The 14,255-nt window shown below is 73.1% G+C and carries 11 protein-coding genes and 1 riboswitch; of the genes, 7 read left to right on the top strand and 4 right to left on the bottom strand.

The features are described from left to right. Positions 1-337: 337 nt before the first annotated feature. The gene (locus AB0K17_RS22590; protein ID WP_365984031.1) at positions 338-2,113 is read right to left on the bottom strand and encodes a hypothetical protein; all 1,776 of its coding nucleotides are present in this window, start codon (positions 2,111-2,113) and stop codon (positions 338-340) included. Between the two features lie 247 nt (positions 2,114-2,360). On the opposite strand from AB0K17_RS22590, the gene AB0K17_RS22585 reads away from it, so the two are divergent. The 4 genes from AB0K17_RS22585 (at position 2,361) to AB0K17_RS22570 (ending at position 6,172) form a co-directional block, all read left to right on the top strand. Further along, a complete protein-coding gene (locus AB0K17_RS22585) occupies positions 2,361-2,831 on the top strand; it encodes a helix-turn-helix transcriptional regulator (protein ID WP_365984030.1) in 471 nt (156 codons plus the stop codon). Between the two features lie 9 nt (positions 2,832-2,840). Further along, on the top strand, positions 2,841-3,479 hold the full coding sequence (locus AB0K17_RS22580) for a hypothetical protein (RefSeq protein WP_365984029.1): 639 nt from the start codon (positions 2,841-2,843) through the stop codon (positions 3,477-3,479). After that, on the top strand, positions 3,472-4,695 hold the full coding sequence (locus AB0K17_RS22575; RefSeq protein WP_365968587.1) for an MAB_1171c family putative transporter: 1,224 nt from the start codon (positions 3,472-3,474) through the stop codon (positions 4,693-4,695). Before AB0K17_RS22580 ends, AB0K17_RS22575 begins: the two co-directional genes overlap by 8 nt. A gap of 235 nt (positions 4,696-4,930) precedes the next feature. After that, positions 4,931-6,172, top strand: coding sequence for a cytochrome P450 (locus tag AB0K17_RS22570; RefSeq protein WP_365984040.1), 1,242 nt, complete (start codon positions 4,931-4,933; stop codon positions 6,170-6,172). Between the two features lie 118 nt (positions 6,173-6,290). Here the strand turns inward: AB0K17_RS22570 and AB0K17_RS22565 are convergent, their stop codons facing one another. Next, entirely contained in the window at positions 6,291-6,881 is a 591-nt protein-coding gene (locus tag AB0K17_RS22565) for a YIP1 family protein (protein ID WP_365968586.1), read from the bottom strand. Between the two features lie 87 nt (positions 6,882-6,968). Further along, entirely contained in the window at positions 6,969-8,501 is a 1,533-nt protein-coding gene (locus AB0K17_RS22560) for an APC family permease (RefSeq protein WP_365984028.1), read from the bottom strand. 148 nt (positions 8,502-8,649) lie between these two features. Next, positions 8,650-8,873, top strand: a riboswitch (cobalamin riboswitch). A 29-nt stretch (positions 8,874-8,902) separates the two neighbouring features. On the opposite strand from AB0K17_RS22560, the gene AB0K17_RS22555 reads away from it, so the two are divergent. Then, positions 8,903-10,135, top strand: a complete 1,233-nt coding sequence (locus AB0K17_RS22555) for a HoxN/HupN/NixA family nickel/cobalt transporter (protein WP_365984027.1) — start codon at positions 8,903-8,905, stop codon at positions 10,133-10,135. On the opposite strand, the gene AB0K17_RS22550 is transcribed toward AB0K17_RS22555, so the two are convergent. After that, entirely contained in the window at positions 10,089-10,307 is a 219-nt protein-coding gene (locus AB0K17_RS22550) for a hypothetical protein (protein ID WP_365984026.1), read from the bottom strand. The genes AB0K17_RS22555 and AB0K17_RS22550 overlap by 47 nt on opposite strands. 184 nt (positions 10,308-10,491) lie before the next feature. On the opposite strand from AB0K17_RS22550, the gene uvrA reads away from it, so the two are divergent. Together uvrA and AB0K17_RS22540 are read left to right on the top strand one after the other, a co-directional pair. After that, entirely contained in the window at positions 10,492-12,897 is a 2,406-nt protein-coding gene (gene uvrA / locus AB0K17_RS22545; RefSeq protein WP_365984025.1) for an excinuclease ABC subunit UvrA, read from the top strand. A gap of 163 nt (positions 12,898-13,060) precedes the next feature. After that, positions 13,061-14,128, top strand: coding sequence for a phosphatidylinositol-specific phospholipase C domain-containing protein (locus tag AB0K17_RS22540; protein WP_365984024.1), 1,068 nt, complete (start codon positions 13,061-13,063; stop codon positions 14,126-14,128). The last annotated feature ends 127 nt before the right edge of the window (positions 14,129-14,255 follow it).

The following is a 14,255-nucleotide window of genomic DNA, read 5'->3' as shown; positions in this document are numbered from 1 at the left end:
CCGCAGACGAAGTGCCGTGCTGCGCCCGGACCCCGCGGGGGTGATACGTCGTCTGCAGGCCGCCGGTGGCTGATCGCGCAGTTCCCCGCGCCCCTGACGGGGCACTGCATGATCCGCCGGACACGACCTAGGGCGACGGAAGGTAGCGCCCCGCGCCCGTAAGGGGCGCGGGGCGGTGTCGATCTGCGGCTAACGCCGCGTGGGCGCGATCGGCCGGCGACGGCCCGCAGCTGACACGCCACCCCGGGGTTCGGGCAATCTGCGGGTGCGTCGTGGCTTGTCGCGCCCACGCGGCGGCAGCCGCAATTCGGCACTGCCCCGCGCCCCTGACGGGGCGCTAGCGCACCTGCCGGGAGCGCCGCAGTGACAGCACGACGTCTTCGTCCCGCAGGCCCGCCCGCAGCCGTACGGTGCCCGCCGGCGGGCGGCCGGCGCGCAGGTGCGCGTACACGACCGCCGCGTGCAACCCCGCGTCGGCGGGCGGGCGGCCGGTGACGGACGTCTCCACGACGCGGCCGTCCCGCAGGACGCTCACGCAGCGCCCCGGGGCGGGGGCCGTGGCCAGGCGGGCGCCGGGCCAGGCGGCGAGCGTGTCGAGGGCCCAGCGCACGGCCTGCGCCACCGAGTCGTGGCAGGTGCCGGTGGTGAGGGCCGAGGCGCTGCCGAGCAGGCGCAGGTCCCGTTCGTCCTCGTCGCAGGAGAGGTGGAGGAAGCGCCCGCCGCCCTCCTCGGGCCGGGCGCCGCTCGCCGGCAGGCGACGTATGCAGACCTCCTCGCCGGTGACGGTCGTGGTCACCCAGGCCGCGGTCACCGCGCCGCCCTCGGGCCGGGGCGCCGGGCAGGCGTACAGGGGCGGCGGGGAGCCGTCCGGTTCGGGGAGCGCCATCAGCTCGTACAGGAACGAGCGCAACCGCGGCAGCGCGGAGCCGGGTTCGGTGAAGGCGCCGGCGGCCACCTTGGTGACGCGTTCCTCGTCGTGCTCCTCGATGGCCCGCTCCAGCTGGGCCGCGAGGGGCTCGTGTGGCTGCAGGTGCGGTACGACGCGGCCGAGTTCGGCCATCGGCGTGCCCGGCACCGACTCCTCGCCGAACGCGGCCAGCAGCAGCGGCCGGCCCAGCGCCGCGGCGTACAGGGTGACCGATCCGTGGTCGCCCACGACCACGTCGGCCGCGACGAGCGCCGCCGGCCAGCCGCGCTCCGGGGGCACGAGCAGCAGCCCGCCGTCCAGGGCCGCCGCCTCGACGGCACGCACCTGCCAAGGGCTGTGGGCGGACCAGACGTTGGGGTGCAGCACGGCGGCGACGCGGTACTCGTCGAGCGGCAGCGCGGCCGCCAGCCGCGCCGGCAGGTGCGGATCGCGGCCGAGCAGGGACTGCGGCCCCCAGGTCGAGGTGACCAGCACCAGCCGCCGGTCGTCGTCGGCGCCCAGCGCCGCGCGGTAACGGGCGCGCAGGGGACGCGAGGCGAGGAGCCCGTCGTGGTACGGGTCGCCGATCAGGCGGGCACGGGCGGCCGGGCCGGGGTGGTGCTCGGCGAGCTGGGCGATCTGGTCGGGGTGCGAGACGGCGTGCCGGGCGCGCGGATCGTCCATGACCCCGGAGCGCCGCCGCCCGCTGCCGCGGGCGTCGGGGACGAGCTTGTGGAAGCCGATGCCGTGCGGCAGGACGAGGACGGGGCACGTCGCGTCGAGGCCGGTGGTGTCGATGTTCTCGCTGGCGGAGACGACGAGGTGCGGACGGACACGGGAGAGCTGGTCCCAGGGCATGAGCCGGACGCCGGCGGCGTGGAGGAGGTCGTGGACGCCGTCGCCGAAGGCGGAGGTGGGGTCGAAGGCGAAGACGACGTCGACGCGGGGGTCGCCGCGCACGAGGTCGGGCAGGACGTCGAGGAGGCGGACGGCGGAGGTGACGGTGCGGGCCGCGGCGACGAGGAGGCGCTCACCGGGGAACGTACGCCACCGCCAGGCGTCGTCCCCGACGGGGACGCGCAGATCACCCGGTTTCCGGTTTCCGGCTTCCGGCTTCCGGCTTCCGGCTTCCGGCTTCCGGCTTCCGGCTTCCGGCTTCCGGCTTCCGGCTTCCGGCTCTATGGTGCCTTCTCTACCGTCCCTCACTCCGCCCCCGCAACTCGTTCCGCGGTATTCACTCCGCCGACCTCACCGTACGCGCCGTCGTCGTACCCCAGAGCCACCGGCTCCGTATAAACCTGTGGTTAAGTCCTTCATCCGCTTGTAACCGGGCATGGACTAGTGCTCGTCCGCTCCGCGTGACAGGATGCCCTCGCGGCCGACCGCACGGACTTAACTGGCCGTGAAGGGCCATGAAGCCGTGTGACACAGCGCGCTCGAAGGAACGGGGCAGATGGCTAACGGGGGGGACAGGCAGGCACGGGAGGCGAGCAGTCCGCTCGCACAGCGGCTCACCTACCTGTTCGAATCGATGCATCCGCCGGGTGCGCCGTACACCAACGGCCACGTGGCGGAGGAGATCAGCCGCGGGGAGGAGTACGGCGGGGTCACGCTGACCGAGCAGTACTTGTCGATGCTGCGCAACGGCAAGCGCGTCAATCCCAGCCCGGACGTGCTGCGGGCGCTGGCGAAGTTCTTCGCCGTGCCCGTGGGTTACCTGATGGGCGACCTGTCGGACTCCCAGGCCGAACGCGTGGAGGAGGAGGTCCGCTTCCTCGCGGCCATGAGGGATCAGCGCGTCCGGGCGATCGCCCTGCGGTCGGTGGGCCTCCCGCCGGAGGTGCAGGACAGCCTGACCACCATCATCTGCCAGTTCCGGCAGCAGATGAACCTTCCGACCGACCCGCCCTGCGCGGGGGGGTGAGGAGCGCCCGTGACCGTCACCGCGGAGGAGGGCCTCTTCACCAACTGGCGGCGTACCGAGGACGAGGACGGTGCAAGCATGCGGGTGGGGCGGATTCGCCGGCGCTGCAAGCAGCTCATCCAGGAGCTCGCCCTGCCCGCCTCGGCCGACCTGCAGGGCATGTGCGACGCCGTCGCGCGACACGTGAGCAGGCCGATCAACCTGGTGCCGATGAGCCTGGACGGCGTCGTCTCCGGCATGACCGCCACCACGGACGACGCCTACTGGGTCGTCTACGAGCAGAAGACCTCGCCCTGGCACCAGGTGCACATCGTGCTGCACGAGATCGGCCACCTGCTGCTCGGGCACGACCAGGACCCCGCCGTGACCGAGGACGCCCTGAAGGTGTGGACGCCCTCGGTGGACGTGGCAACTGCCATGCGCCGCATGGGCCTGACCATGGGTCTGGCCCGCCACCACTGCTACGACAACCTCACCGAGCGCGAGACCGAGATCCTCGGAACCCTTCTGATGGCGCGCGTGGTGCCCCCGCCGCCCGGCCAGGACGTCGTCCTGGAGGGCAGGGCGGCGGAGCTCGCCGCGTCCCTGGGGCCGGCCCTGCAGCACGTGCGCCGGCAGTTGCGCGACGGCGGGGGCGCCGGTGTTTGACGCCATCTACCTGACCTTCTCCGTCGTCACCTGGGCCATCGTCGGCTACAAGGCCCGCGCCTGGCTGCGCGACCGGGGCAACGTCGACCTCGGGCTGACCGCGCTGATGACCTCCGGCGTGCCGGTCGTCTTCCTCTTCTCCGCGCCCACCGTCTACCGCGCCTTCGACCGGCTGACGGGCGTGGCGAACCTGGCGATGGTCGTGCTGTACTCCGCGGTCGTGCTCTTCGCCTCGGGCGCCACGGTGCTGCTGCTGCGCTGGACCACCAGCCGCGGCGACGCCGCGGCCCGGGCCCGCGCCGCCACCCGCTCCCGGTACGCGGTGGCGGCGGTCGCCGTCGCCTGGACGGCGGCGATCGTCTGCTTCGCCGTCGGGCGCCCCGACGCGGTGGAACACCCCAGGGACTTCAGCACCGCGTACGCCGACGCACCGGGCGTGGTCGCCTTCCTGGCGCTGTACCTGGCCATCTTCGGCACCAGCCTGGCCGGGCTGGGCACCCTGTGCCCCCGTTACGCCGCCCAACTGGGCCGCTCCTGGCTTTCCAAGGGGCTGCGCACGCTGTCGGTCGGCTGCTGGCTGGGCCTTGCGTACTGCGCCTGCAAACTGGCCGGCTTCGCGCTGACCTGGGCCGGCCGGGACGCGTACTGGCTCTCCAACGGGGTGGCCCCGATGAGCGCTTCCGTGGCGGCGCTGCTCGTCCTGCTCGGCTTCTCGCTGCCGGCCGTCGGCCCGCGCGCGGCCGCCTGGCGGCGGCTGCGCCGGCTGGAGCCGCTGTGGCGCGAGGTGACCGCCCACGCCCCCGAGGTGACGATCGAGGAGACCGGCTGGGCCCGCTGGACGGCCCGCTGGCCCTTCGCCGACCTGGAGTGGCGGGCCAACCGGCAGATGGCGGAGATCCGCGACATCCAGCGCGGAGTGCGCCGCCACGTCGAGCCGCTCACCGTCGAACTGGCCCGGGAGCGGGCCCGGTCGGCCGGCCTGGACGGGCACGAGCTCGCGGCCGTGGTGGAGGCCGCGGCCCTGCGCCGGGGCCTGGGCAACCAGGCCGTGGGGCATGTGGCGGTGCCCCACGCCGACAACGTGGTGGTCACCGTCAGCTCCGACCCCGCGGAGGAGCACGAACACCTGGCCCGCGTCGCGGACGTGTACCACACTCCGCTGGTCGACGCGGTGCTCACCGAACTACGGGAGATCAGTGCCGCACGCCGCGGTTGACGGCGCGCGGCCCGTGGACGGGGCGGCCATGGACGGGGGTCACGGCCGCTCCGCCTCACAGGCCGGTGCCGGGTCCGCGCGGATCAGCGATCCGCGCGGACCCGGCACGGCCGGTGGGCGTCCTCCCCTTCCGCGCCCCGCGAAGGGCCACTGCCGTGGGCCCCTAAAGTCGGGTGTCATGCAGCCCACTGACGAGTCCACCGTCGAGTCCACTGCCGAATCCGCCGTCGAGTCCATGGCCGAGTCCGCCGCCGGGTCCGCCGCCGGGTCGTCCGTGCAGTGCGTCGACGTCGCGGCCCTGCTGGCCGACCCCTACGGGACGTACGCCGCGCTCCGCGAGGCGGCGCCCGTGCACCGCATGACCGGGCCCGACGGGCGGCCGGCCTGGCTGGTGACCCGCTACGACGACGTGCGGCGGGCGCTCGCGGACCCCCGGCTCTCCCTGGACAGGCGCAACGCCCTGCCCGGCACCTACAGCGGCCTGTCCCTGCCCCCGGCCCTGGACGCCAACCTGCTCAACATGGACCCGCCGGACCACACCAGGCTGCGCCGCCTGGTGGTCAAGGCGTTCACGCCCGCCCGCGTGGAGGCGCTGCGCGCCCCCGTGCGCCGACTGGCCGGCGACCTGCTGGACGCCGTCGCGGCGGACGGCCGCACCGACCTGATGGCGACGTACGCCGGTCCGCTGCCCATCGTCGTCATCTGCGACCTGCTCGGGGTGCCGCAGCGCGACCGGCGGGACTTCCGCGAGTGGACCGACGCCCTGATCGCCCCCGACCCGGCGCAGCCGCAGCGGGCCAAGGAGGCGGTGGCGAGCCTGATGCGCTTCGTGGACGCGCTGATCGAGGGCAAGCGGGCCGAGCCGGGCGACGACCTGCTCTCCGACCTGATCGCGGTGCGCGACGGCGGGGATGTCCTGTCGCCGGACGAGCTGACCTCGCTGGTCTTTCTCCTGCTCTTCGCCGGTTACGAGAACACCGTCCACCTCATCGCCAACGCGGTGCTCGCCCTGCTCGAGCACCCCGTACTGCTGCGGGAGGTGCGATCGGATCCGGACGTCCTCGCGACGGCCGTGGAGGAGCTCATGCGCTGGGACGGGCCGGTTCCGCTGGCCATCCGGCGCTTTCCTCTCAAGGACGTCAGCATCGGCGGGGTGGTGGTGCCGAAGGGTGAGACCGTCCTGCTCTCCTTGGCCTCGGCCAACCGCGACGCCCGGCAGTTCCCCGACCCCGACCGTCTTGACCTGCGGCGGGAGCATTCGGGGCAGCTCGGGCTGGGGCATGGGATCCACCACTGCCTGGGGGCCGCGCTGGCCCGGATGGAGACGGAGACGGCCCTCGCGGTGCTGTTCGAGCGGCTGGACGATCTGGAACTCGACCTTCCACAAGCGCCGCCGGTCCGCCGTGAGAGCCTCAGGGCGCGTGGCCTGAAATCGCTCCCTGTGCGCTGGTCGGCGCAGAAACGAACAGGTTTTTGATGCATGGCCCATCCTTGATGAGGTAGAACTGTTCTCGAGCCCGCCCGGTGTGCATCCCCCGTCGCACCGGGCGGGCCTTCGTCGTCCTCCTCGCACTGGCGAGCGGGCGCCCGCCGGATCAGCCGCTGCCGGGCGGGAACTTCAGCAGGGCCACGGCCGCCAGCATCTGAATGCTCACCGCCGCCACCGCCTTGCGGGTCGGCAGATGGTGCTGGCCGCGGATCAGCAGGACGGCGAGCGCGCTGCCGAAGGCCGCCGTCACCGAGGCCGCGGCCCGCACCGGGACGGACCCGGCCGGCAGCCAGGTGTCGAGCGCGAGCCGGGGCAGGTCGCTCGCCCAGAACAGGACGACGAACAGACTCGTCGTGGGCCCGAACCGCCCGTTGCCGCCCAGACGGCGGGCGATCGCGTGGGTGGCCGCGCCCAGCAGGAAGCTGGCCAGCATCATCACCACCGACCCGATGCCCAGCGCCTCCAGCGCCAGCACCGGGCTCACGCCCCACTGCCCCCAGAAGGAGTCCACGGCCAGCGTGCCCATCGCCCCGCACAGCAGCGACAGGAAGGCGGCCGCTCCCCACACGCTCCGGTCCCGGCACTCGTCGAGGACCTCGACGGGCCGGTACCAGAGCCCGAATATCAGGCGGTGCCACAGCAGCCTGCGCGGCGTGGCGGCGGGGGCGGACGGATGCGGGGCTGTGGTCACGGGCATGGGTGCCGTTTTATCACCGTTCGGCAGGCCCCTACGAAAGTGCGGGCGCCCGCAGGGCTCCGGCCGCGACGCCGAGCCGACGCCTCGTCAGGCGGGCGCGGTGGTCACGGATCCCTCCTCGCCCTCGGCCTCGCCGCCGGTGCCGGCGGCCTGCCGCGGGAGGTACTCCTCATGGATCTCGCGCGGCCCGAAGGGCCACTGTCGCTCGTACGCCGCCCACAGCACGAAGGCCACGCAGCCCGCCCCGACCCAGGCCAGCGACCACTCGATCGGATGCCGCCCCGGCGAACTGCGGTCCGCGAAGCCGTAGATGACGAGCCAGCCCGCCAGCGCCACCAGGCTCGGCAGCGGGTAGAGCCACATGCGGTACGGGCGCGGCAGGTCCGGCTGGCGGCGCCGCAGCACGGTGGCGGCGATCACCTGGGAGAGCGCCTGGAGGATCACCATCACGGCCATCAGCAGCTGGATGATCGTGGCGAGGTCGGTGTGACGGCCGATCAGGAACCCGACGGCGCTGACGACCCCCATCGTCGCCAGGGAAAGCCCCGGGAAGCGGTGGCGGGGGTGCAGGGCGCCGAAGCGGCGGAAGAAGACCTTCTCCCGCGCCGCGTCGTAGGGAATGCGCGAGCCGCCCAGGAGTCCGGTGAAGACCGACGCGAAGGCCGTGACGAGGATCAGCACGGTGACGACGTCGGCCGCCGCCTTGCCCCAGGTCTTCTCCATGACGGCCGAGGCGACCGAGGAGGAGGCGGTGGAGGAGGGGTCGAGCATCTCCCGCCAGTCGATGACGCCCAGGGTGCCGATCTGCAGCAGGAGGTAGATGACCATGATGCCCAGGATCGAGTGCACGATGGCTCTGGGCATGGTGCGCCCGGGGTCCTTGATCTCGGCGCCCATGTAGGCGACGGTGCTGTAGCCGCCGTAGTCGTAGATGCCGATGGTCAGGCCCGCGGCGAAGCCCAGCCAGAACTGATGGCTCGTCACATCGAAGGCGCCGGCCGGGTAGGTGAAGGCCCGCTCCGGGCTGAAGTGGGTGAAGGCGGCGACGATGACCAGGGACACCGAGACGATCATTACGCCCCACAGGACGGCGGTGATGCGCGCGATGGACTCCACCCGCCGCCACAGCAGCGCGACGACCAGCGCCACCATGGCCAGGCCCGTCACGTCGCCCTGCGTCTGCGTCATGCCGGGCCACAGATAGCCCAGGTACTGCACGAACCCGATCACGCCGGTGGCCATGGCGAGCGGGATGAAGAGCATCGCCGTCCACACGAACAGGAACGGCATCAGTTTGCCGGTGCGGTACTGGAACGCCTGCCGCAGATAGACGTAACTGCCGCCAGCGCCGGGCATCGCCGCGCCGAGCTCGGCCCACACCAGCCCGTCCGCCAGCGCCAGCACCGCCCCCGCGACGAAGCCGATGACGGCGTGCGGGCCGCCGAACGAGGCGACCATCAAGGGAATGGTGACGAAGGGGCCTATCCCACACATCTGGCTCATGTTGATGGCCGTGGCCTGGAACAGCCCGATGCGGCGCACGAACACCGTCCGCTGCCCGGGCACCGCCGGGGCGCCGCCGCCCGGGTCCTGCCCCGTCCCCGCTGCCGAATCTGCCATGGCGGTCAGCCCCTTCCGGTCGTTGCCTGCACTCGTAGCACCGGGCCCGGGGTGGCGTCCATCACCCGCGCGGTAGCGGAGCGATGGCCTCCGGCAGATGTCCGGCAGATGAGGTACGGCCGGGGCGACCATGAGGCCCGTCGGGAGGTTAGGGTGTCCTGGCCGTGGTGTTCGGGAAGACCGGTGCCGGCCCTTCGGGGCCCATTCCGGAGCGGCCCTCGCCACTGTGATCGGGGAGTGACCGTCCCCACTCCGTACGCCGGACCGTCCGGCGCGCGGAAGCCACTGGGCCGCATCCGGCGACCTGGGAAGGCGGGGCGGTCGCGCGTGCACCCGTCAGCCAGGAGACCGGCCACGGCATCTCGAAGTGATCCACGAGGTGCTGGAGCGTTCAACCCGAGATGTCCACCAACACATCCCTTCCCGTCGACATATCCACCGGCCCGCCGGCCTTCCGCTGGCGCCGCGAGGACACCGTGCGCACCGCCGGCCTGCTGGCCGTCATCGCCGCCCTGCACGTCGTCGCGTTCGGCGTGCTCTACCTGCTGGTCGTGCCGCAGCACTACACCGTCGACTCCAAGGTCTACGGCGTCGGTCTCGGCATCACCGCCTACACCCTCGGCATGCGGCACGCCTTCGACGCCGACCACATCGCCGCCATCGACAACACCACCCGCAAGCTCATGGCCGACGGCAGGCGCCCGGTCTCGGTCGGCTTCTGGTTCGCCCTCGGCCACTCCAGCGTCGTCGTCGTGATGGCCCTGCTGGTGGCCGGCGGCACGCACCTGGCCGGCACGCTGATGGACGAGGACTCGCCCACCCACCAGGTGCTCGGCATCGTCGGCACATCCGTCTCCGGCGGCTTCCTCTACCTCATCGCCATCCTCAACCTCATCGCCCTCGCCGGCATCCTGCGCGTCTTCCGCGCCATGCGCGAGGGCCGCTACGACGAGGGAGAGCTGGAGAAGCAGCTGGACTCGCGCGGCTTCATGAACCGGCTGCTGGGCCGCTTCACCCGCTCGGTCAGCCGACCGGGCCAGATGTACCCCCTCGGCTTCCTCTTCGGCCTCGGCTTCGACACCGCCACCGAGGTCACGCTGATGGTGATGGCGGGCAGCGGCGCCGCGGCCGGACTGCCGTGGTACGCGATCCTGTGCCTGCCACTGCTGTTCGCGGCCGGCATGAGCCTCTTCGACACGCTCGACGGCACGTTCATGAACTTCGCCTACCAGTGGGCGTTCTCCAACCCGGTGCGCAAGGTCTACTACAACCTCACCATCACCGGCCTGTCCATCGCCGTCGCCTTCCTCATCGGCACCATCGAGCTGGTCGGCGTCCTGCACGAGAAGCTCGGCCTGGACGATCCCGTCAGCGGCTGGATCGCCGGGCTGAACCTCGACAACGTCGGCTTCGTCATCGTCGGGCTGTTCGTCGTGGTGTGGGCCGCGGCACTGGTCTACTGGCGCCTGGCGCGGGTCGAGCAGCGCTGGACCGCCCGCACGGCGACGGCCGTCGTCACCGGCGGGTCCGGAGCTACGGACGGGCCCGGAGCTGCGGACGGGTCCGGAGCTGCGGACGGGTCCGGGGTCACGGACGGGGACAGTCCCGCCGCGCGCACGCCTTCCGGGCGCTGACGACCGGCGGGCCGCTGCCCGCCGGTTCCTCGCCGACCACCACCAGCGCCGGTCCGCCGCACGTCCGGCAGATACGGGACGAGGGGTCCCGTTCCCGCTCGATCGCTGCGGCGATCCGGCGCAGGGGGTCGGCGCCGAGGGCCGCTCGCACCTCGGCATCGGTGTCGGACATGGGCCATCCCGTCGAAAGGTCGTCGTCGACGTTCGCTGTGACATTCGCTGTGACGTTCGCTGTGGCATTCGCCGTGACAGCGGTTGCCTGGGGCATCTTGGCGCAGGATGCCCGGCCGCGTCAGTGTGTCGCCGGCGGTTCACCCTCCCGGGGAGGCCGGGGAGCGGCGCCTAGACTCGCTCGCGTGCACGACCGCCATGACCCCCACGACCCGTACGTCCGCGTCCGCGGCGCCGCCGAACACAACCTCAAGCACGTCGACGTCGACATCCCCCGCGACGCCCTCGTCGTCTTCACCGGCGTCTCCGGCTCCGGGAAGTCCTCCCTCGCCTTCGGCACGCTCTACGCCGAGGCGCAGCGCCGCTACTTCGAGTCCGTCGCCCCCTACGCGCGCCGGCTCATCCACCAGGTCGGCGCCCCCAGGGTCGGGGAGATCACCGGACTGCCGCCCGCCGTCGCCCTGGAACAGCGCCGCTCCGCCCCCACCTCGCGCTCCTCCGTGGGCACGGTCACCACCTTGTCCAACTCGCTGCGCATGCTCTTCTCCCGCGCCGGCACCTACCCCGAGGGCGCGCCCCGCCTGGACTCCGACGCCTTCTCGCCCAACACCGCGGCCGGCGCCTGCCCCGAGTGCCAGGGCCTGGGCCGCGTCCACCGGGTCACCGAGGAATCACTGGTGCCCGACCCCGCGCTCACCATCCGCGAGGGCGCCATCGCCGCCTGGCCGGGCGCCTGGCAGGGCAAGAACCTGCGCGACATCCTCGACACCCTCGGGTACGACGTCGACCGGCCCTGGCGCGAGCTGCCGCAGGCCGACCGCGACTGGATCCTGTTCACCGACGAGCAGCCGGTGGTCACCGTCCACCCCGTGCGCGAGGCCGACCGCATCCAACGCCCCTACAAGGGCACCTACATGAGCGCCCGCCGCTATGTGCTGCACACCTTCGCCGACTCCAAGAGCGCCGCGCTGCGCGCGCGGGCCGAGCGCCATCTGGTCAGTGCCGACTGCCCGGTGTGCGCAGGGCGCCGGCTGCGGCCCGAGGCGCTGGCCGTCACCTTCGCCGGCCACGACATCGCCACTCTCGCCGCCCTGCCGCTGACCGCCCTGGCCGAGGTGCTGCGCCCGGCGTGCACCGGCGAATCGGCCGCGGCGGCGCTCGCCGGGGACCTCCTCGCCCGCATCGGGATCCTCACCGACCTGGGCCTGGGCTACCTGGCCACCGACCGTCCCACCCCCACGCTGTCCGCGGGCGAGCTGCAGCGGCTGCGGCTGGCCACCCAGCTGCGCTCGGGCCTGTTCGGCGTGGTCTACGTCCTCGACGAGCCGTCCGCCGGCCTGCACCCGGCGGACGGCGAGGCGCTGCTGACGATGCTGGAGCGGCTCAAGGCCGCGGGCAACTCGCTGTTCGTGGTCGAGCACCGCATGGACGTCGTGCGCCGCGCCGACTGGATCGTCGACGTCGGCCCGCAAGCCGGCGAGCACGGCGGGCAGGTGCTCCACAGCGGCCCCGTCGAAGCCCTCGCGAACGTCGAGGCGTCGGCCACGCGCCGCTACCTCTTCCCCGACGGGCAGCAACCGCCCGCACGCAGCACCCGTACCCCCTCGGGCCTGCTGCGGTTGCGCGGCGTGAACCGGCACAACCTGCGCGACGTGGACGCCGGCTTCCCGCTCGGCGTCTTCACGGCCGTCACCGGCGTCTCGGGCTCGGGGAAGTCCACGCTGGTCGGCCAGGTCCTCGCCGAGACCGTCGCCGCCCACCTCGACGGAGGGGAACCGCTCGGCGAGGCCGAGGGCCTGGACGCCGTCGACCGGCTGGTGACGGTCGACCAGAAGCCCATCGGCCGCACCCCGCGCTCCAACCTCGCCACCTACACCGGCCTCTTCGACGCCGTGCGCAAGCTCTTCGCGGCCACCGACGAGGCCCGCGCCCGCGGCTACGGCGCCGGCCGGTTCTCCTTCAACGTCGCCGGCGGACGCTGCGAGGAGTGCCAGGGCGAGGGCTTCGTCGCCGTCGAGCTGCTCTTCCTGCCCGGTACGTACGCCCCCTGCGCGGCCTGCGCCGGGGCGCGCTACAACCCCGAGACGCTGGAGGTCACCTACCGCGGCGCGAGCATCGCCGACGTGCTGGCCATGACCGTGGACGCGGCCGCGGACTTCCTCGCCGACGTGCCCGCGGCCCTGCGGGCCCTGCGCACCCTCGAGGAGGTGGGCCTGGGCTACCTGCGCCTGGGCCAGCCGGCCACCGAGCTCTCCGGTGGCGAGGCCCAGCGCATCAAGCTCGCCGCCGAACTGCAGCGCAGCCACCGCGGCCACACCCTGTACGTCCTCGACGAGCCCACGACCGGGCTGCACCCGGCCGACACCGAGGTGCTGCTGCGGCAGCTGCACGGCCTGGTCGACGCGGGCAACACGGTCGTGGTCGTCGAGCACGACATGACCGTGGCCGCGGGCGCCGACCACGTCCTCGACCTCGGCCCGGGCGGCGGCGCCGAGGGCGGCCGCATCGTCGCCTCCGGCCCGCCCCACGAGGTGGCCCGGGCCGCCGGCAGCGCCACGGCGCCGTACCTGGCCCGCGCCCTGCGGCTGTGAGCGGCCTGGACGGGGCGGCCGCCCCCTCGCTCGTCGTCCGTGAGGGCGCCATCGCCGGGTGACGGGGCCGGGGCCCGCCATGCCTGTCGCCCCGTCACATCACCACCTCCCGTACGCTGCTGACTCGTTCATCACAGCGGAAGACTCGACAACGGCGGGGGACATGCGCACCACCATGCACATACGCACGGCGATCACGGCGGCCGTGACGGCAGCGGTACTGGCCGGCACGGCCGCGGTACCGGCGGGGGCGGCGGGCAGGACGGCAGCGGTGCGGACGGCTGAGGCGGCGTACGACACGACGACCGCGGTCGGCGTGCACAACGCCTACGACCGGGCCAAGTACCCGTACTTCGCCGACGCCCTGGACTCCGGGGCCGGGCTGCTCGAACTCGACGTGTGGAGCAACGGCTTCGGCGGCCGCGCCTTCCGCGTCTCGCACGCCAACCCCGTGGCCAACGACAACAACTGCGAGAACGCCCACTCTCCCGCCGAGCTGCGCACCAGGAGCCGCAACCAGCCCCTCGCCGGCTGCCTCGCCGACATCCGCGCCTGGCACGACGCCCACCCCGGGCACCGGCCCGTGCTGCTGAAGGTCGAGATGAAGGACGGTTTCAACGCCAACAGCGGTCGCGGGCCCGCCGAACTCGACGCCCTGCTGACGTCGGCCCTGGGCGACGCCCTGTACCGGCCCGCGGACCTCGCCGGCGGCCACGCGGACCTCGATACGGCCGTGCGCGCCGGCGGCTGGCCCTCGCGGGCGGCGCTGCAGGGCAGGTTCGTCGTCGAGCTGATCCCCGGCACGGTCGAGGAGAAGAACCCGGCCGACCGGCTGTGGACCGACCGCGAGTACGCCACGCACCTGCGCGACCTGGCCGCCGCCGGTCGCCTGGGACAGGCTGCTGCCTTCCCGGCCGTCCACGGAGCCACCGCGGGCGACCCGCGCACGCGGTACGCCGACGCCTCGTTGCGCCCGTGGTTCGTCCTGTTCGACGGCGACGCCGGCGCGTACACGGGCGGCGGCATCGACACCGCCTGGTACGACCGCAACCACTACCTGCTGGTCATGACCGACGCCCACAAGGTCGCCCCCGCCATCGACGGCACCCGCCCCACCGAGGCCCGGGCCCGCGAGCGCGTGGCGTTGCTGGCCCGCGGGCACGCGAGCTTCGCCACGGCCGACTGGTACCCGCTGCCGCAGGTGCTCGCATCCGTGACACCGCGCGGCTGAGGTTGCGCGACTGAAGGTTGCGGCCCGGTGAACGGGGGCCGTTTTGCCGTCTCTTGCCGTCCTTTACCGGGCCTTCACTCAGCGTGGCCGAATAGACACTCTCCCCATGATCCCGCCTGCCCACTAC

The organism is Streptomyces sp. NPDC049585 (assembly GCF_040675615.1).
Lineage (GTDB): Bacteria > Actinomycetota > Actinomycetes > Streptomycetales > Streptomycetaceae > Streptomyces > Streptomyces luteosporeus.
Note: the sequence above shows the minus strand (reverse complement) of the source record. Positions and strands in the feature narration are given on the sequence as shown.